The sequence below is a fragment of the Providencia sp. LY12 genome, from assembly GCF_057621555.1.
Window position 1 is genome coordinate 1,959,387 of the sequence record NZ_CM172594.1, and the last position, 17,396, is coordinate 1,976,782.

The following is a 17,396-nucleotide window of genomic DNA, read 5'->3' on the forward strand; positions in this document are numbered from 1 at the left end:
TAATATTTTTTAGCCACGCATTATAAGATTGTTTTATTTCGATTTAATTTGTTCGCAATTTGATGGCTAATATCAGATAGCTCAGTAAGTTACATAAATAGTATGGGTATCTGTATTGATATATCAAGAACGAGTAAAGGGATTTAGACAAGAAAGTGAATAATACTGTTGGGGTCATCTTAATATGACAGTATTGAATAAAATAACTGAGCTTTATTAGAATGTAATTTATTTAAATGATAGTAATTCTTATTAATGAATAATTAAATCAATATGTATTTTATTATATAAAGCATATGATTATGTCGATATTGTGATAAGAGTGACTACAACATCAGAAGCTAAAGAGTCTCACTTCAGTGGGGTTTCTGGGGATTTGTATACATGATGCGCTTAAGTAAATCGAAGGCTATTCCGAACAACTGATTTTAATTGTCAACATGAATGGTATTTTTATTGATTAATGAGATTAATTATCATATTGTTTTCGGCTTAATTTATGAAGGAAGAGACATGAAAAAGATAATTGATTCATTTTTTGTTGTAGCTTCATTTGTAATTGTTGCACTGTCATTTGTCTTTGCGGGTGGAATGCCTTTTGACCCAACAGAAGATGATAGTATCAAATAATTAATGGATAGAGTTTTTTCCAAGAGGTCGTCTAGTGCGACCTTTTCTATTAAATTGTATTTGATGCATGGGTTGATGGGGTTTAAAATTATTATTTATCATTGAGTTATCTATATATTCGTGTATTGAATGGATTGCTAAATCCATATTGATTATTAAAATAATCGTAGTGTCTATGAAAAAAACCTTGCTATACGTAAGGATGTATGAGTAAATGCACTTATCGGTTTGGAAGTACAGACCTATTTATGAAAGCAAGTTTTGAAAAGTTCCCCCGTTTAGCGTTATCCCACAGATATCCATTCGTAGTGAATTCCTTCTAATTAGTTCCATAAGTATCAAGAAAAATCAAACCTATATGCCATGTGGCAACAATTAAAAATTTAAAGGAATTCAATATGTCTAATACAATGACTGGTTTAGTAAAATGGTTTAACGAATCTAAAGGCTTTGGCTTTATTTCTCCTGAAGATGGAAGCAAAGATGTGTTTGTTCACTTTTCTGCAATCCAAAGTGATAGCTTCAAAACTCTTAATGAAGGGCAAAAAGTCAGCTTCTCGGTAGAAAATGGCGCAAAAGGTCCAGCTGCTGTAAATGTAGTGGCACTTTAAGATCGATCTCTTTATGAGATGTCCTTGCTGTAAAGGGTCTCAATACAGACGCTAACATTTTGAAGCAACCAAAAGTAACCCTCCGGTGTTAAATGTACTTTTGCAAAAGTACTATGAAAGTTTAGACGTGTTAGTTACTTGATTGGTTATTATTAAAAACCTCGCTATGGCGGGGTTTTTTTATGCTTGCTTATATTTAATGTAAAGAATTGTAAGTGCTAGATTGAAATTTTCACTAGCGACACTATATAAGTTATGCACCAAGATAAAGAGTTAATCCATACGGGAAAATGGCCAATGGTGCTTATGTAATAGGTAGTTAGTTTGATATTGAAGGAGAAATTATGTCTAACATTAGATCTTTTTCACTACTTCCAACATTATCTGATAACCTACTTTCTAGCAGGTTTGACCAAATGGATCGTTTATTCAGCCAATTAACTGGTAACCGACCATTAACCTCAGAGCATCCTTATAATTTAAAGCAAATAAATGAATCAAATTATCAATTAATTGTCAGTGTTCCTGGTTATAAAGAGGATGACTTAAGCGTATCCTTAAAAGGTGGGAAGCTCTATGTACAAGGTGAGCAATCAACTGAATTAGTTAATGATTCAGAGAAATGGATCCATAAAGGTATAACACAAAATAAATTTTCTCTTGAATTTAATCTCGGTAAGAATGTAAAAATTGAAAGCGCAGAATTATCAAGCGGTTTGTTAACATTAAATATTGAATATGAAATTCCGGAAGAAGAGAAACCTCAGATCATAGCTATTGAAAATAAAGATACAAAATAATTTTTCTGTATTTTCTAACCCGTCAGCAATGACGGGTTTTTTTTGCCTAATACTTGTTAGTGAAGGGAACATCAAAACCAACTGTAAAAAATCGAAATTGTTACTGCCACCGGCTTGGATGATGCAATCACTGTCCGATCTACTGACTCTGTTATCCAAAATTATTGGCTACTCCGACAATGAGTCGCGAAGTTCAAGCAAATGATACTTGGTTTGCAAGATGATATTAGAACGGAGTGCTTACGTTAATACCAATCAGTGAACGCTCTTGCGAAAAAAATTAAATTTATGAAAGCCAGAGTGCTTAACAAGTAGATAGAGAATTTTAAAAAAAGTGTCATTATATCTGGTTGTTTTTTATCTTGAGCAATAATGAATAGGATGCAGGCAAGGGCAGGGATAAATACGAGTAAGAGAGCCATAGGGTTAGTATACATATATATCGATACCGCTCCCTTATGTAATGAAAATTTTATTCAATAGTAAAGTATATTTTTAACAGGAAAGCAATATGGAAAATTGAGCAACAACGAATTTAACAATAGAGTGGTCAACAAATCCAATTGCTTAAATTGTTAATATGCCAACAATTAATATAAAAATTTCACCAATACACAGATATCACTTCATAGCGGGTTGAGTAACTTAAGGTAGGTAAACCTTGACTACAATCACGATAGTAGTAGTGAACTTTACAAATGCAACCAACATAAATCAATTTGTGGTTGGTGACCATTTGCAGGAAGATGATTGCGTCTTATTAAGTTGGTAATGAGAAATGAAAGGGCTTTGCAACAAGCCCTTTTGGAGAGAATTATTTTTTTGTATAAATAATTTTTTGTGTTTCATTAGAACAATTACCTACAACAGTACCTTGCTGTGAGGATGCTTCTTCATTTGAAACGACGGTAATGGTAAAGCTCTCTTCAGGCACGCCATTGTTAATAATTTTTTGCGTAATTTCTTCAACAACGCTTTCACATGACGCACTCGCAATCGCTGGAATAAATAATGTCATTAACGTAGCAATAATTATTCTTCTTTTCATATGCAATATTCCTTATAAGCTGGAGTCAGTTAATAGAAATTCTTTTAAAAAAGCTTAATAAGTATACTTAAATGAAATATTTAAAGCTATCAATTGATAGTCGTAAAACACTAGAAGATATCTTCATCTCTAACCCGCTAGTGTTTTATTAATCTGTCAAATGTAGATTTTTACTGGGCTACTCTCTGTATTGCCTTACCTCCAGCCTCTATGTCTTCACCAACACCTTTAGTGGTGTTACAGGCAGTTAATGTGAAAACAACAGCTAATGAGCAAATAAGAAAACTGATTTTTTTCAACATATTTTCTTCCTTTTAGGTGTGAAGTTATAAGTTACAAAAGATCATTTTTAATTATAGCAGAACAACTTGATTGATATTTTCATTTGCATAGAGCTGTAATATTAACTTCTATCATTGATGTTGAATCATAAGGTCAGTGATATCTGGCAAATGAAAATGAGCTGCTATATTTTTAGTATTAACATTTTAAGTGTTAACACTTATTTCGCTATCAATCAATATTAGCAATGAAGGGTACATTCTGTGATATTAGAATAGATATTTATCCGTATGCTTAATGTTTTTCAATGCTTATTAATCGGTATTCTTTTAATATTATCATTCATCACTTTACCACTCTGATTGGGGTTTTCTGCGAAAGGAAGCGATAGTGGATATCAGACGAAGAGTGAAATGTTGTCACCAGCGTACACAACAAATTTTGATGAATTGCCAGTGGTGAGAGCTTGAAAAGATCATGTCTTAGGTCATGGAGTTTAACCAGACGAGGCTTTTTTACTCATCATCTAAATGGAATTTATGTAACATTCGATGCGCAATAGGTGCAAATATCAAACCTAGAGTGGTCATAAAAACCAGACTGGTGAATACACCATAAAAAGCGAAAAAAATCTTTCCTGAAATGTTTTGCGGAACAATGTATGGACCAATTCCATTAGCTATAAAGGCACTGTTGAATGTGGCATCATGCCAACTTATGCTCGAATCAAAAGCGATATGCCCGACAATGCCAATGAATAAAGTGGTAACGATAAGTGCAAAAGCGTAACCAAAATGTAATAGCATTCGTTTTAAAAAAGAGCGGAAAGAAATTAATGGCATATTTTTAGATTCAAACATGATTTTTCCTAAAAAGTAATTTAATGAAGTAATTACATAATAAACCTATGTAAGATTACCTAAAATTTTTATTTTGACAATAGTGTCATAAGTTAGGCTAAATTCGGGTATTTTTCGTTTGTTGCAATTTATATTCTTGCCAAGTTAGCATAACTAAAACTTATTAGTGGGATGGTGAGATGAACAAAAATGAACTTATGGAGTATATCCAGAGTAATTATGGTGCAGTTGCTGAGTACCCATGGGCTAAATTTCCTAGTTACATCATTTATAGGCATAAAAATAATGCAAAGTGGTTTGCTGCCATTCTGACGATTTCATCAAAGAGATTATATGAAAGCGAGCGTGATGAGATGGTAAATATTATAAACCTCAAATCTCCTCCTGAATTAGTTGGTTCATTGAGGTTAAAGGAAGGGGTATATCCAGCATATCACATGAATAAAGAGCACTGGATTACTATAAAGTTGGACAGTGGATTTCCAGAAGGTGAGATTAAAGCGTTGATTGATGAAAGTTACAAATTGACTGCATAAGCTTAATCAGTGATTGTGCAACACTAAATCGATAGATGAATCTTATTGAAACTGGTTATATACATTCATTGCAATATAACTTGGAGTGTATATGAGCAGAGCGTCATTATCTAAAAGTTCTCCTGATGCGTATAACAAGCTGATTGAGATTAGCAATCATATTGATCAGCAAGCAGTATCATTAGGATTGGAAGAAGGGTTTATTCATCTACTTAAATTGAGAATATCTCAGATTAATGGATGTGCTTTTTGTGTGCGGCTTCATACTCAAGACGCTCAAAAAAATAATGTGAGCATTGATAAAATCGCATTGGTTGCAGTGTGGGAAGAGGCCGATTATTTTTCAGAAAAAGAAAAAGCAGCGTTCTTGTTGGCGGAATCAGTTAATATGGTTCATATGGGGCATATACCTAATGATGTTTATGAAAAAGCCGAGGAGTACTGGAGCGATGAGCAATTAGCATTAATTGAATGGGTATCTATCATCATAGGTTCTTTTAATCGCATTGCTATCGCGAGCCGCTATAAAGTGAAGCCGTAATTATAGCTGCCTTATGCGCTAGTCGATTTACAGGTTAATATTAGTGATTCTTGTCCTATATTTACAATAAGTAAAGTGACTTCATTTTTAATCTACGTGACACTGGATCATGCGTATTAATCAGCTAATGGAGTAATAATTTATGTTCCCAGAGTATCGTGATTTAATCTCGCAACTTCGTCAGTCAGATCCTGATTTTAGAGCCTTATTTAATAGGCATAACCAACTCGATCATGAAATAGCCAGGCTGGAGCATCCAGACAGAAGTGGGTATGGCACTGATGTTATCGAGTTAAAAAAAGAAAAACTTCGTCTCAAAGAAGAGATACATCAAATACTTAAAAACCCGCCAGAATTGAGTTAAATCGATAGATTACTACCATTCATAGCCTCGCCAAGTGTGGGGCTTTTTATTGATTTATTTAGAAGCAATTTGCACTTAATCCTATAGGCGGAACTACCTTACTAATATAGTGTGTCTAAAAAGGAGAATAAACATGCCTGCATTTAACCCAGTAGAAATGATCGCTGAAGCGATGATAAACACAATTAGTATGATTGCGACGCCTGTGGAACACTTGCTTTATAGTGGAAAAATAGCGGAAATATTTATGATGAGTGTATTTTATATTCAACACTAAGAAGTAAATTTATCAATAAACGATACTTAGCATAAAGTAAAAGCTAAGCGCTTTATGCTAAGAGAAGGGTGTAAATATTATTATTCAGGGTTTAAATAAGCGTCGAGCAGTGTTTGAAGTTCAATATTTAGTACTGAACTTAGTGCGATAAGATGCGCAACATATATTGATGAGGAGCCGTCTTCATATTGGGAGTATGTGCGCTCTGAAACTGAAATGGCTTTGGCTATCTCGGTAACAGTTATTTGACGAGCGAGACGCTGTTCTTTGATGAATTGTCCTAAAGAGAGATTGTTAAGTTTTCTTTCGTTCATCGGTACAGCCCTAAAATTAGTGGTGGACAATAAATAGCATAGATATGTTAAACGTTAATAGGGAAGTATCTGCATTTTGGTGATGATAGGATAATTTTATGATAATTATCCTAATGTATGGTAACTCGCTATTACTGGTTTTTTAGTGCGTATTGAACCGCACTTTGCGCATGAATTGCCGTGGTATCAAAGACGGGTACGGACGTATCATCTCCATTTACCAGCAATGTAATTTCAGTACATCCAAGAATAATACCTTCAGCGCCTTGTTCAACGAGTGATGTCATAATGCGTTGATACTCGGTTCGTGAAGCCTCAGAGATAATGCCTAAACACAGCTCATTGTAGATAATATCGTGAACGATTTTTCTGTCTGCCTCATTCGGCGTGATAACTCTTAAATTAAATTTATCAATCAGACGATCTTTGTAAAAAGCTTGTTCCATTGTAAATGCAGTACCTAACAACCCAATAGTTTTAATGCCCGATTGTGTTATTTTTTCACCTGTAGCATCTGCAATGTGAAGGAGAGGAAGATTAGATTTTTCTTCAATCTGTGGGGCGACTTTGTGCATTGTATTTGTACACAAAACTAAAAAATCAGCGCCAGCGGCTTGTAAACTCATCCCTGCTTTGGCTAAATGTTCAGCAGCAAGACCCCATTGACCGTGAGATTGAAAATATTCAACTTCAGCAAAATCAACACTGTATAAAACAATCTTAGCGGAATGTAAGCCTCCTAGTTTTTGCTTAACACCTTCATTTATTTGCTGATAATAGAGTTGGGTTGATTCCCAGCTCATTCCCCCGATAAGTCCAATAGTCTTCATTGATAAGTACCTTATATACGTTTTTTTCTTACTATACTGAGCGTATTTATGGGGAGTCAATCCGTTAATATCAATTTTTATCAATAATATAAATAAAGCTGAGATTATTTTTAACTGATAACTATCTTACTAGTTTTAATATTGGAGTTATCTTTCTGTAATTAATCGTATATTAGAGATTAACTTCATTTTTGTTTTTTTAAAAGATTGATTGGTAACGTACTGGGACTGTCCAGTAAATCTTCATTAAATAATATTTTATTGCTGATATACTACTAAAGTTACTTATTTTATTTTTTAGATAACGAGGAAGTAAAATAAACCTAGTGACCTACACTGACTATTTTTTTTGATGTTCAGTTTATGAATTTAAATTTTTTAGTTAAGGAGTTTATGATGGTAAGTAATAACCAGGCTCGTCGTTTATTAGGGATGCCGTTCAAATTAAGTCGTTCTAAGCGTAATATTCAAGTTTCTGTGATTGCAAAGGAAAATGCTACGGCTTTACCTGAAAAACTTAAGGATAAGCCATTTGTTGCGGTACAGAAAAATAAAGCAACCGAGAAGAAAACCTATCATTCCGTCAGCGTATTTTATCCAGAATATATCTAATTTAATTTTAGGGTAAGATGTGACCCTCTAGATTGACTAGAGGGTTTCTGTTCCTCAATAATAAATTCCTTTCATATATCCACGTCTTTTTTTGAATTATCTGATGGTATTTTATCATTGGAATGGTTCATGATCCTTCGGTAATTTTTTGTGATCGCGACTAAGTTTCTATCTATTAAAGAAAATAAAATAGTGTGATAGTCATATTCTGTCGATAAAATCGGGAGCGAGAATAATGATAAATACAACTAAAATGGATATGTGTAGATGAAATTATGCCAATGGATGCTATTTTTTTGTTTTCTATTTATAAATGGTTGTTCAACACAATTTAAAACTGAAGATGAATCAAATAAGCTGAAGTTTAGTATTCAGCACGCTAACACGATCCCGATTAAGGATTCAGTTGAAACATTGACAGTGGCGGATATGCTGCCCGGAGATATCCTTTTGTCTTCAGCAACGGGGGTGAACTCGTGGGGGATCCGCTTATTTAGTGTGAGTGGGGTGAGTCACGCTTCTATTTATTTAGGATTTGGTCAGGTGGCAGAATCGGTTGGAAGTGGAGTCAGAATTATTCCTCTCGACCAAGCAATCACGGATTCTAATAATATGGTTGTATTACGGCATAACTTATTAACGTCATTTCATGCAGAAAAACTGCGTGAGTTTTCTACTGTTAATGACGGAGGTAAATACAACATGAAGGGGATTATCATGATTGCGCCGTGGATGCTGACAAAACGCGTTTGTGAATTACCACTGATTGGGCAGACTATCCGTAATTTCTGTCTTAAAACACTGGCTACAGTCCAACTAGGGGATGATATTGAACAAGCCAACGGCTTTTTTTGTTCGCAGTTTGTCCTAGATGCGTATAAATATGCCGGTGTGCCGTTGTTTGAAGGAAACTCATCATGGATTACGCCTGCTGATATTTTGCACATGCGTTCAGGGGATGTGCCTACTTTTATGCCAACAGAGCGTTTAACCTATGTTGGGCATTTAAAAAATTGGAGCTTTGGGGGCGCTATCCTCAATAAGTGATGAGATATTACAGGCGCAGTTTTGATGAAATACTGTTTGCCATAAAATAAAAAAAGGCCAACTCAAATGAGTTGGCCAGCTAAACTGGAAGCAATGTGAGCAATGTCGTTGTGAAAAGACCGAGTAATTTACTCAACTATTCACGAGATAAAAGATAACTATTCTCATTTAAGAAATCAACCCCTTTTTTCATATAACTATTATAATTTTTTATCTCATCATAAATCCCAAAAGTGCTTAAAAAACAAATTGATCAATGTTTTTATTGGTTTGTTTTGCTGGAATCTCAGTTAATTCCTACGAAAAATATTTAACATTTTTTGCTTTTTCTCTGAGTGATGAAGTGAATTTTAGTGCTGATAAAGAAATAATGTTGTTAATTTGTAGCCGGAGATCTCATTTATCTTTTGAGATAAGAGACATTTACGTACAGTTGATTATAATTTTATTGTTAATGTTTATTCGATAATTTATCAGGAGGGCTTATGTACAAAACAATTTTGGTCCCTATCGATCTCACTGAAGAAGAGTTGACCAGTAAAGCGGTTCGTCATGCGGTAAATTTAGCGAAACAATCTGGCGCAAAAATTCACCTGATCCACGTATTGCCTATCTCTTCGGCAATTATCAATGCATATGCGCTGGGTTATATGGAAATTAAAGACCGCGCGACAGTGAAAGCAGAAGAAGACATGAAAATGCTGATGGATTCGATTGATCTTCCTCATGATGATGTCAGTTACACGATTACGTTTGGTTCACCTCGTGATGAAGTGATTAACACCGCAAAAGATATTAATGCCGATATTATTGTGATAGGTTCTCGCCGTCCAAATATTACGACTCACTTGTTAGGTTCTACCGCGGCAGGAATTGTTCGTTACGCAGAAACATCCGTATTGGTTGTTCGTTAATTTATTCTTTTTTAAAACCTATGCAATGAAGTTCCTATAATGTTGCATAGGTTTTTTTATGTCGTTTGCAAGAACATTATTGAATCGGCATATCGGTATGGACTGAGTAGGATTTTTATGGAGAAATTCACTAAAGAATTAATGCGCATGGAACATTTTGTTTTGCGAGTTCTGCGTTTTTATTTTTTAGCGTTATTAGTGTTTTTTATTGGCTTGCTGCCTGGGATTATTGGCTTTTATTTTATTGAAGGGCATTCGATGATGGAGTCAATGCTAAATGCATTATCAATGCTGAGCGGCCAAGCGATTGAGCCGGCACCAATCACCCAAACAGGCCGCTTCTTTATCGCTATTTACGGTTTATTTTTACAAAGTGTATTCATTATTAGTATTGGCTTAATCGTCACGCCGTTTATTCATCGCATATTACATAAGTGGCACTTAGAAGAGGATTAGATTGAATGAGTTGCCAAATGTTGTGGTTATTTTACTGAATTGATTTTCAGATTAGTAAACCAGTTCACGACATTTTCATTTTATTCAGACTATACTTTTCTTGGCAAAAAAATAACCATTAAACCGCTATCTCATCTATTCAAAAAACGAATAAATTGAATGAGAGATACATCCTTGAGAGGGGCTTATATGAATAAAACTATTTTGGTTCCCGTTGATATTTCTGAAGATGCATTGACTGATAAAGCGTTAAAGCAAGCCATTCATTTAGCAAAAATGGATAACGCTAACATCCATCTATTTCACTCAGTGCCGGATGTTTCAAGATTTTCGATGAGCTATAGCTATCATTATGATTTGCTCACCTCATTTACGAAAAAGGCTATTGAACGTTCGGAAGAACAGCTGGTTGAATTGGTTAATCACATAGTAAAAGATATGGATTTCCCGGCAGATAGAATTTCTTATAAAGTGGAGTTCGGTTCGCCAAGAGAAAAAGTGTTAGATGAAGCTGAGAAAGTTCATGCTGACCTTATTGTGGTTGGCTCGCGTAACCCAAGTATTTCAACACACTTATTAGGTTCGAATGCTTCCGGGATCGTCTCTTATGCAAAAATATCTGTTTTAGTCGTAAGATAGCTTTATTGTTTAATATCCAGACTGAATTTATAACAAAGACCTGAGTTATCAGGTCTTTTTCTTTGGGGCAATTAAGATTTATTGACGGTTTCTTTTGCTTGCTCAATAGCGGTTAATGCTTGGCTACATGCTTGCTCTTGAGTATCTTCAGGATAACTTGCGAGGGTTTTTCTTGCGTCTTCTAATTGTGATTTCATTAATGCGATTTGTTCACTCGCATTAGGCTCATTTTTATATTGTTCTTCAGCTTGTTGAACTAGCGCATTCATTTCTTTGAAATATTTGTCACAAACTTGTCCTGCATTTGCATTCAATGCAGTCAGCGAAACAAATAGACCCAATGCAATTGGCAGAATATTTTTCATCATATTTTCACTTTCAAAAGTCATATTTCGGTCAGCATAGCATCCCATTTTTTAAAAAGACATCGACCAATGATGAATATTTCAGTGAGTTTTAATTTTTATCAAATTAATCATGCCAATATTAAAGGAAGTGGCTATAGCATAAATTGCAAACTATAAATGAGAATCATTCTTGACTGCGTGTAATAATAAAGTGTACATTTCAGTACACTTTATTGAGTTAACAATCCAACGTAAGGAATGAAAATGAATAACTGTATTATGATTAATACTCAGAACTGGCCTGTCTGTGTGATGAATTCCTTTCCAACAACAATGATGGAAACTCAGTCATGGTTATCGGAACTTGAGCAACTATTAACGAAAAAGACTCCATTTGTTTTAATTTATCCGCCAATGGAATCGAAAGGAAAACCAACAGAAGAAGACATGGAGTGTATGAAATTTGTACGTCGTTGGTTGAAGGAAGGAAGAGAGGCGATGGCAGAATATTGTCGAGCTATGGTGATCACATTACAGCCAGATGGGAGAGACAAAGATGAAATGGAGCGTACAGCACCGGTTATTTCATCTCTGTATGGGCCTGAAGTCTTTTTAGTAGGGAGCTCTCAAGCTGCGCAACAGCAAGCCACTGAAATTTTAAATGGATTATGATTTACTGGCACTAATTTTACGAATATAGCTAGCGATGATATCCACGGAAAGCCCAATTTGTTGATGGATAAATTCATCGCTAGGTTTAAAGTTTTCGACACAGAAAGTTTTGATAAAAACATCCGCTTTTAGCATCTCTAAATAACGGGATGAAATATTTAACAGTATGTCTTTATCGACTTTGACAGTCGGAATTTGTGCAAGCTTTTCGGCAAGGCGCTGATAGCTTTGTACGGGACCTTGTTCGAAAAAGAGTTGGCTAATATCAGGAAAGCGGTTGTATTCCCCCAGTATTAAGCGGTATAGCCCGATAGATTGGGGTTTAATCACATTGACTAAAAAACGCGAACCATAAAACGATAATACCGCTTCAATGCTCTCTAAAGGTGGCTCTTTATGGTCAGGTTCAGTAAAAATATCGTCTATCATATATGCCACAACTGCGGCAAATAAACCTTCTTTGTCCCCAAAGTTTTTATATAACGTCGAACGGGAACCGCCTGCGCGTTCGATGATCATATCTAATGTCGTGCCTTCAAAACCATATTGCAGAAAAATATCCGCCGCAGCCGTAATAAGCGCTTGATGGCGACGCTGTCCTTTTGGTGTTTTGGCGGAACTTGTCTGGTTCATGAAATCAATTTCCTAACAAAATGGCGGCACGAGGCTAAATTATCTGAAAGAGGTCATAATTCAGTTTGTTATTTTCCTCTATGATGTATATGAATATTATCATGTTTAAATGAATATCTGAATTTTTGTCAAATCCTTGGGGGAGAGAATGAAGGATTGCATCGTTGATGAAAAAACGCAGGGAGAAGAAAAGGTTGTTGATACACAGAGAGAAATGACAAAGCTGTGTATTGAATGCGGTTTGCTGTTATTACAGCATGGGGCTGAGAGTATGCTGGTTGAGCAATTAACAACACGCTTAGGTATCGCTTTGGGCGCTAATCAGGTAGATAGTGCGATTTCATCTAACTCACTCGTATTAACCACAATCATCGATGGGCGCTGTTTAACATCGACTCGGCGGATTATTGACCGTGGCATTAATATGCATGTGGTGACTGAAGTTCAGCATGCGGTGATCCTCGTTGAGCATCATTTACTTGATCGTAAACAGCTACAAAAAAAATTAGCAGGTATCAAACCATTACGTTATCCCCGCTGGTTAATGGTGGTGATGGTGGCGCTTTCTTGTGCTTGCTTCAGTTCCCTTAACGGCGGTGGTTGGGAAAGTGCGCTGATCACCTTTATGGCGAGTGGCTGTGCAATGTATATCCGGCAAGTGTTAACATCTCGCCAGATTAACCCATTGATTAACTTCTGTATTACAGCATTCGTTGCGACATCTGTTTCGGGATTATTACTCAAAATACCTTATTTAAATGTGACTGAAACCATTGCAATGGCGGCAAGTGTGCTGCTATTAGTCCCCGGATTTCCATTAATTAATGCGGTGGCAGATATGTTCAAAGGCCATGTGAATACAGGGATTGCTCGTTGGATGATGGCGAGCTTATTAACGCTGGCAACCTGTATCGGCGTGGTACTGGCGATGATCATTTGGAATCTGAGGGAGTGGGCCTAATGTTTTTCATTGAGCTAATTGAGAAAATGGTCTTGGCGGCTGTCCCCGCAGTCGGCTTTGCAATGGTGTTTAATGTTCCAGTGAGGGCGCTGAAATATTGTGGGCTATTAGGCGCGATTGGTTATGGTTCACGAATGATTTTAATGTCGCTGGGTTTGCAAATTGAATGGGCGAGTTTTCTTGCTGCGATTTTAATTGGCATGATTGGCATCCAGTGGTCGCGTTGGTGGCTGGCTCATCCAAAAGTTTTTACCGTTGCAGCGGTTATTCCTATGTTTCCGGGGATCAGCGCTTATATCGCAATGATTTCTGTGGTGAAAATTTCTCAATATGGCTATACCCCTGAGTTAATGGAAACGCTGGTTACATACTTTTTAAGGGCATCTTTTATTGTCGGTGCGCTCTCTATCGGCATTTCATTACCGGGATTATGGCTATATCGCAAAAAGCCAAGTGTTTGATGCTCAAGAATATTTCATTGTTTGAAGTCATTAAGCAGTAAACCACGTCATAGCAAAAGCGTTAATTGATAGTGATTAACGCTTTTTGTTAATAAAGTTTGTTATCTATTCTTTGTATATTATTGCACAAATTCCGATATTGCTTTTGATGTAATAAAATTGAGTACCAATTGATATCAAAAAGACTTATATTTCATTCAACTAGCGAGTATACATAGCGTATTCAGCAATTTTTGCATGAATAACTTACGTGTTGTATTTAATAAATTGCTTTTTTTCCTATCAATGGTGTTATTTTGAAACAGATTTTTTATTTTCCGCGCATGATCATTGCGTTAGTATGTTTTTCCTCGTTATTTATCTCTTCCGTTTATGCTGCACCGAACAACTTCACTGAAGCGAAAACGTCCAGTAAAAGCCTCGTTTATGGTGATCAAAATCATCAAGGACAAGGAACGCTATACTGTGGCTGTGAGTGGGAATGGACAGGTAAAAGTGGTGGACAAGTTGATTTAGCCTCCTGTGGCTACCAAGTACGCAAGCAGCAGAGCCGTGCGGAGCGTATTGAGTGGGAACATATCGTTCCTGCTTGGGTGTTTGGTCATCAAAGACAGTGCTGGCAAAATGGCGGTCGTAAAAATTGCGTCTCAACTGACCCAGTGTTTTCTCGAATGGAGGCTGATATGCATAACCTCGCGCCTTCAATTGGGGAAGTGAACGGTGACCGCAGTAATTGGAGTTATGGTCAGTTACCTGCTAATGCGCCTTATTCTTACGGTGCATGTCGTAGTCGTATTGATTTTAAACAGAGAATCTTTGAGCCGCGCGATGAGGTAAAAGGGCAGGTTGCACGGGTCTACTTCTATATGCATGACCGTTATAACTTATCCATGTCACGCCAACAGCAGCAGTTATTTATGGCGTGGGATAAACAGTACCCAGTGGATGAATGGGAACAAAAACGTGACCAGCGTATTGCTAAAATGATGGGGCACCATAACCCATTTGTGACGGGCGAAAGAACATGGAGTTTAGGGCATAAAAATAGCGGCGATGGCTTAAATATGAGTGATAAGCCCAGTGAAATAGTTCCTCTGCCAGCACCTCAATCTACCCCAAACAAGGAAAATGAGATGCAGGTAAAAGGTAACCGTAATTCAAAGAAATATCATTTATCCCACTGTTCTGGCTTTAAAACCTTATCGGATAAAAATGCAGAATTCTTTGCTAATGAAGCGGATGCTCAAGCAAAAGGTTATCAGCTTGCGGGTAATTGTAAACCACGCTAATCAAATTTAAGCTGTAATAATGCAATGTATTGATAGGTTATTGCAGCTTTTATATGATATTTCTCACATTTTATCTGATGGGTAGGTGAATTTACACATTTCCTGTTAATTTAATGTTGCAATTCAAAAAAAACACGCGCTATATTTAATATAAGGAAACGTTGTAGGTTGATGATATTCGGCTCAATGTAATATTTATAGTGCGAGTGAATTATTTTTTATATTGTCATAATATTGTCATGCAGATTCTTTAGTTTACGAGTATCGCCTGTATAGGAGAAACTAATGAGAACTAGGTGTTTGTTAATCAATGTGCGAGACCGGTTACCACTCCATCATGAAACTGACATGATGAGATTGCTAACCGGTTTTTTTATACCCAAATTATCAACCTAAGTTACACAAGAGCTTGAAGGGAGCTCCTCTCTGTTTTGAATAGTTCGTCATCTGAAATTGACATCATCGATACCTGGAAGGGTTAATACTATGAGTAGACAGAAAGCTGCAACAAAAGCACGTCGTGAAATGAAACGTACATCACGCAAAGATCGTTCAGGGAGGTATGATATGAACAACGTTACCTCCTTCGCTGAATTTACGGGCATTGAGCCGATAGGTATGGCGAAAGAACGTCGCGATGAAACTCCGATAACACCACGTAATGAAGCCCAAAAGCTCTATATTAATTCCATCAAACACAAACAATTGATTTTCGCTAATGGTGAGGCAGGGTGCGGTAAAACCTATATTAGTACTGCGTTAGCCGCGGATGCCTTGATTAACAAGGAAATCAGTAAAATCATTGTGACCAGACCGGTATTGCAAGCGGAGGAAGATCTCGGATTCTTGCCGGGGGATATGTCTGAAAAGTTTGCGCCTTATTTCCGACCCGTTTATGACGTATTAATGAAGCGATTAGGCGCTTCGTTCCTGCAATATTGTTTACGCCCTGAGATTGCTAAAGTCGAAATAGCACCATTTGCTTATATGCGCGGTCGCACATTCGAAAATGCTATTGTTATTCTCGATGAAGCGCAGAACGTCACAGTCACTCAAATGAAGATGTTTTTAACCCGTTTGGGTGAGAACGTAACGGTAATTGTGAACGGTGACGTAACCCAATGTGATTTACCAAGCGGCGTTCAGTCAGGTTTGGGGGATGCGTTACAGCGTTTTAGTAGCGATGAAATGGTCTCGATGGTCAACTTCACGATTGATGACTGTGTAAGATCTCAGCTGTGTCACAAAGCGCTGATGGCTTACAATGACTAATAACTAGTTTAACCCACTACACAGGCTAATTAATGTATGAAACTGCCCCAGATTAGGGGCAGTTTTTTTAATTAGTCGTCGGGGTTATCCATGACGGCATGACGTTCATGATGATAACCTTCCTCATCATAGCCATATCGCCAATAAGGAATTGCGTAGATATCATCGCGACCAAAACCTTTTTCACGGCGAATAAAACGGCGCAATTCGCGGATAATTTGGTCTTCACCAGCAATCCAGAAGCCCACATCGGATTCTGGAATATCCCACGATTTAAAGGTATTAATCAGATTAGTAGTCTGGCTAATATCTCCACAAATCCAATCAATTTCGATACCAGCCGGTTTGGTTAACTCGCGAATATCCGTTTGATGGTCAAGGCGTAAAACGACGCGTCCCGTTGCTGTGTCAGGCATTTTTTCCAGTAGCGCTGCTATTGCGGGTAAAGAGCTTGAATCACCCGCCATAAAGTAATGTGCGCGGATAGGCAGTAGTGGATCTGGCCCTCCAGGGTTGGTGATCCCCAGCCAATAACCCGGTTTTGCATCACGAGCAAACAGATAAGCCGGCCCCGTCACCCCTTCGTGCATGGCAAATTCAATATCGATTTCGTTGAGCTCAGGGCGAATAGCGCGAACGGTGTAAGTGCGCACAAAAGGGCGCGGCTTATCTTCTGGCCAGCTACGTCCTTTTTCAGTGAGAAAAGGAAGCGCGGGTTGGCTTTGATGGTCAGGAGCAATAAAAATTTTGAGATGACCACCTTCACACTTCGTTGGATAATTGGCTAACTTTTCACCCGTAAATGTGATGCTGCGAATAGAAGGGCTGATATCGACAATGGATTTAACTTGAATGAGCTGTGGGGGCGCTGGGCGGTAGATATTTTTTTCAACAGTCTGTTCACTAGCCACTAACCGTCTCCTTTCTTAATGATAATATTATTATATGTTAATTATTATCATTATCATATCATGAATGTTTATAGGAAAACTATTCAAAA

The 17,396-nt window shown here is 36.9% G+C and carries 26 protein-coding genes; 18 read left to right on the plus strand and 8 right to left on the minus strand.

What is annotated here, in order from left to right; all coding sequences use genetic code 11:
- Window positions 1–1,028 precede the first annotated feature (1,028 nt).
- The 3 genes from cspE to ACY3ZI_RS09295 all read left to right on the plus strand — a co-directional run bounded on the left by cspE (window position 1,029) and on the right by ACY3ZI_RS09295 (window position 2,246).
- Window positions 1,029–1,241, plus strand: coding sequence for a transcription antiterminator/RNA stability regulator CspE (gene cspE / locus ACY3ZI_RS09285; protein WP_036954791.1), 213 nt, complete (start codon window positions 1,029–1,031; stop codon window positions 1,239–1,241).
- A gap of 344 nt (window positions 1,242–1,585) precedes the next feature.
- Entirely contained in the window at window positions 1,586–2,041 is a 456-nt protein-coding gene (locus ACY3ZI_RS09290; RefSeq protein ID WP_036954788.1) for an Hsp20 family protein, read from the plus strand.
- 118 nt (window positions 2,042–2,159) lie between these two features.
- The gene (locus tag ACY3ZI_RS09295; RefSeq protein ID WP_487377504.1) at window positions 2,160–2,246 is read left to right on the plus strand and encodes a hypothetical protein; all 87 of its coding nucleotides are present in this window, start codon (window positions 2,160–2,162) and stop codon (window positions 2,244–2,246) included.
- A 609-nt stretch (window positions 2,247–2,855) separates the two neighbouring features.
- Here ACY3ZI_RS09295 and ACY3ZI_RS09300 read toward each other — a convergent pair.
- Both ACY3ZI_RS09300 and ACY3ZI_RS09305 read right to left on the minus strand, forming a co-directional pair.
- Complete coding sequence (locus tag ACY3ZI_RS09300) at window positions 2,856–3,089, minus strand: DUF1161 domain-containing protein (RefSeq protein ID WP_487377234.1); 234 nt, start codon at window positions 3,087–3,089, stop codon at window positions 2,856–2,858.
- A gap of 170 nt (window positions 3,090–3,259) precedes the next feature.
- A complete protein-coding gene (locus tag ACY3ZI_RS09305; RefSeq protein WP_036954779.1) occupies window positions 3,260–3,391 on the minus strand; it encodes an entericidin A/B family lipoprotein in 132 nt (43 codons plus the stop codon).
- Between the two features lie 342 nt (window positions 3,392–3,733).
- On the opposite strand from ACY3ZI_RS09305, the gene ACY3ZI_RS09310 reads away from it, so the two are divergent.
- Window positions 3,734–3,841, plus strand: coding sequence for a DUF4113 domain-containing protein (locus ACY3ZI_RS09310; protein ID WP_211885374.1), 108 nt, complete (start codon window positions 3,734–3,736; stop codon window positions 3,839–3,841).
- A 45-nt stretch (window positions 3,842–3,886) separates the two neighbouring features.
- Here ACY3ZI_RS09310 and ACY3ZI_RS09315 read toward each other — a convergent pair whose 3' ends face one another.
- Window positions 3,887–4,231 (minus strand): two pore domain potassium channel family protein, encoded by a 345-nt coding sequence (locus tag ACY3ZI_RS09315; protein ID WP_154603968.1) that lies wholly within the window; start codon window positions 4,229–4,231, stop codon window positions 3,887–3,889.
- Between the two features lie 179 nt (window positions 4,232–4,410).
- Between ACY3ZI_RS09315 and ACY3ZI_RS09320 the strand changes: the two genes are divergently transcribed.
- From ACY3ZI_RS09320 to ACY3ZI_RS09335, 4 genes are all read left to right on the plus strand, one after another.
- A complete protein-coding gene (locus ACY3ZI_RS09320) occupies window positions 4,411–4,767 on the plus strand; it encodes an MmcQ/YjbR family DNA-binding protein (protein WP_211885376.1) in 357 nt (118 codons plus the stop codon).
- Between the two features lie 91 nt (window positions 4,768–4,858).
- Window positions 4,859–5,308, plus strand: coding sequence for a carboxymuconolactone decarboxylase family protein (locus tag ACY3ZI_RS09325; protein ID WP_211885378.1), 450 nt, complete (start codon window positions 4,859–4,861; stop codon window positions 5,306–5,308).
- Window positions 5,309–5,450: 142 nt separating this feature from the next.
- Window positions 5,451–5,672: an HP1242/YdcH family protein gene (locus ACY3ZI_RS09330; protein WP_108478997.1), complete on the plus strand. Its 222-nt coding sequence runs from the start codon at window positions 5,451–5,453 to the stop codon at window positions 5,670–5,672.
- A 133-nt stretch (window positions 5,673–5,805) separates the two neighbouring features.
- Window positions 5,806–5,949 (plus strand): hypothetical protein, encoded by a 144-nt coding sequence (locus tag ACY3ZI_RS09335; protein ID WP_211885380.1) that lies wholly within the window; start codon window positions 5,806–5,808, stop codon window positions 5,947–5,949.
- A gap of 80 nt (window positions 5,950–6,029) precedes the next feature.
- Here ACY3ZI_RS09335 and ACY3ZI_RS09340 read toward each other — a convergent pair whose 3' ends face one another.
- Window positions 6,030–6,263: a helix-turn-helix domain-containing protein gene (locus tag ACY3ZI_RS09340; RefSeq protein ID WP_487377238.1), complete on the minus strand. Its 234-nt coding sequence runs from the start codon at window positions 6,261–6,263 to the stop codon at window positions 6,030–6,032.
- 131 nt (window positions 6,264–6,394) lie between these two features.
- Window positions 6,395–7,093 (minus strand): aspartate/glutamate racemase family protein, encoded by a 699-nt coding sequence (locus ACY3ZI_RS09345; RefSeq protein ID WP_487377240.1) that lies wholly within the window; start codon window positions 7,091–7,093, stop codon window positions 6,395–6,397.
- A gap of 396 nt (window positions 7,094–7,489) precedes the next feature.
- Between ACY3ZI_RS09345 and sra the strand changes: the two genes are divergently transcribed.
- The 5 genes from sra (at window position 7,490) to ACY3ZI_RS09370 (ending at window position 10,761) form a co-directional block, all read left to right on the plus strand.
- Window positions 7,490–7,705 (plus strand): stationary-phase-induced ribosome-associated protein, encoded by a 216-nt coding sequence (gene sra / locus ACY3ZI_RS09350; protein ID WP_211885384.1) that lies wholly within the window; start codon window positions 7,490–7,492, stop codon window positions 7,703–7,705.
- A 267-nt stretch (window positions 7,706–7,972) separates the two neighbouring features.
- Window positions 7,973–8,752, plus strand: coding sequence for a YaeF family permuted papain-like enzyme (locus ACY3ZI_RS09355; protein WP_211885386.1), 780 nt, complete (start codon window positions 7,973–7,975; stop codon window positions 8,750–8,752).
- Between the two features lie 485 nt (window positions 8,753–9,237).
- On the plus strand, window positions 9,238–9,666 hold the full coding sequence (locus ACY3ZI_RS09360) for a universal stress protein (protein ID WP_006660028.1): 429 nt from the start codon (window positions 9,238–9,240) through the stop codon (window positions 9,664–9,666).
- A 117-nt stretch (window positions 9,667–9,783) separates the two neighbouring features.
- Window positions 9,784–10,122 (plus strand): hypothetical protein, encoded by a 339-nt coding sequence (locus tag ACY3ZI_RS09365; protein ID WP_211885388.1) that lies wholly within the window; start codon window positions 9,784–9,786, stop codon window positions 10,120–10,122.
- A 189-nt stretch (window positions 10,123–10,311) separates the two neighbouring features.
- Window positions 10,312–10,761, plus strand: coding sequence for a universal stress protein (locus ACY3ZI_RS09370; RefSeq protein WP_154627980.1), 450 nt, complete (start codon window positions 10,312–10,314; stop codon window positions 10,759–10,761).
- Between the two features lie 71 nt (window positions 10,762–10,832).
- Here ACY3ZI_RS09370 and ACY3ZI_RS09375 read toward each other — a convergent pair whose 3' ends face one another.
- Window positions 10,833–11,126 (minus strand): DUF5339 domain-containing protein, encoded by a 294-nt coding sequence (locus tag ACY3ZI_RS09375; protein ID WP_487377506.1) that lies wholly within the window; start codon window positions 11,124–11,126, stop codon window positions 10,833–10,835.
- A 246-nt stretch (window positions 11,127–11,372) separates the two neighbouring features.
- Here ACY3ZI_RS09375 and ACY3ZI_RS09380 point away from each other — a divergent pair, with 246 nt between their 5' ends.
- Window positions 11,373–11,780, plus strand: a complete 408-nt coding sequence (locus tag ACY3ZI_RS09380) for a hypothetical protein (RefSeq protein WP_211885390.1) — start codon at window positions 11,373–11,375, stop codon at window positions 11,778–11,780.
- Here ACY3ZI_RS09380 and ACY3ZI_RS09385 read toward each other — a convergent pair.
- A complete protein-coding gene (locus ACY3ZI_RS09385) occupies window positions 11,775–12,413 on the minus strand; it encodes a TetR/AcrR family transcriptional regulator (protein ID WP_487377244.1) in 639 nt (212 codons plus the stop codon). The genes ACY3ZI_RS09380 and ACY3ZI_RS09385 overlap by 6 nt on opposite strands.
- Before the next feature lie 148 nt (window positions 12,414–12,561).
- Between ACY3ZI_RS09385 and ACY3ZI_RS09390 the strand changes: the two genes are divergently transcribed.
- The 4 genes from ACY3ZI_RS09390 (at window position 12,562) to phoH (ending at window position 16,396) form a co-directional block, all read left to right on the plus strand.
- Window positions 12,562–13,374 carry a threonine/serine exporter family protein gene (locus tag ACY3ZI_RS09390; RefSeq protein WP_211885394.1) on the plus strand — a complete coding sequence of 271 codons (813 nt, stop codon included), beginning with the start codon at window positions 12,562–12,564 and terminating at the stop codon, window positions 13,372–13,374.
- Complete coding sequence (locus tag ACY3ZI_RS09395; RefSeq protein WP_080675670.1) at window positions 13,374–13,835, plus strand: threonine/serine exporter; 462 nt, start codon at window positions 13,374–13,376, stop codon at window positions 13,833–13,835. Before ACY3ZI_RS09390 ends, ACY3ZI_RS09395 begins: the two co-directional genes overlap by 1 nt.
- Before the next feature lie 323 nt (window positions 13,836–14,158).
- Window positions 14,159–15,124 carry an endonuclease gene (locus ACY3ZI_RS09400; RefSeq protein ID WP_148444747.1) on the plus strand — a complete coding sequence of 322 codons (966 nt, stop codon included), beginning with the start codon at window positions 14,159–14,161 and terminating at the stop codon, window positions 15,122–15,124.
- Window positions 15,125–15,610: 486 nt separating this feature from the next.
- Window positions 15,611–16,396 carry a phosphate starvation-inducible protein PhoH gene (gene phoH / locus ACY3ZI_RS09405; RefSeq protein ID WP_036954719.1) on the plus strand — a complete coding sequence of 262 codons (786 nt, stop codon included), beginning with the start codon at window positions 15,611–15,613 and terminating at the stop codon, window positions 16,394–16,396.
- Between the two features lie 71 nt (window positions 16,397–16,467).
- On the opposite strand, the gene ACY3ZI_RS09410 is transcribed toward phoH, so the two are convergent.
- A complete protein-coding gene (locus tag ACY3ZI_RS09410; RefSeq protein ID WP_108478222.1) occupies window positions 16,468–17,307 on the minus strand; it encodes a siderophore-interacting protein in 840 nt (279 codons plus the stop codon).
- Window positions 17,308–17,396: the final 89 nt, after the last annotated feature.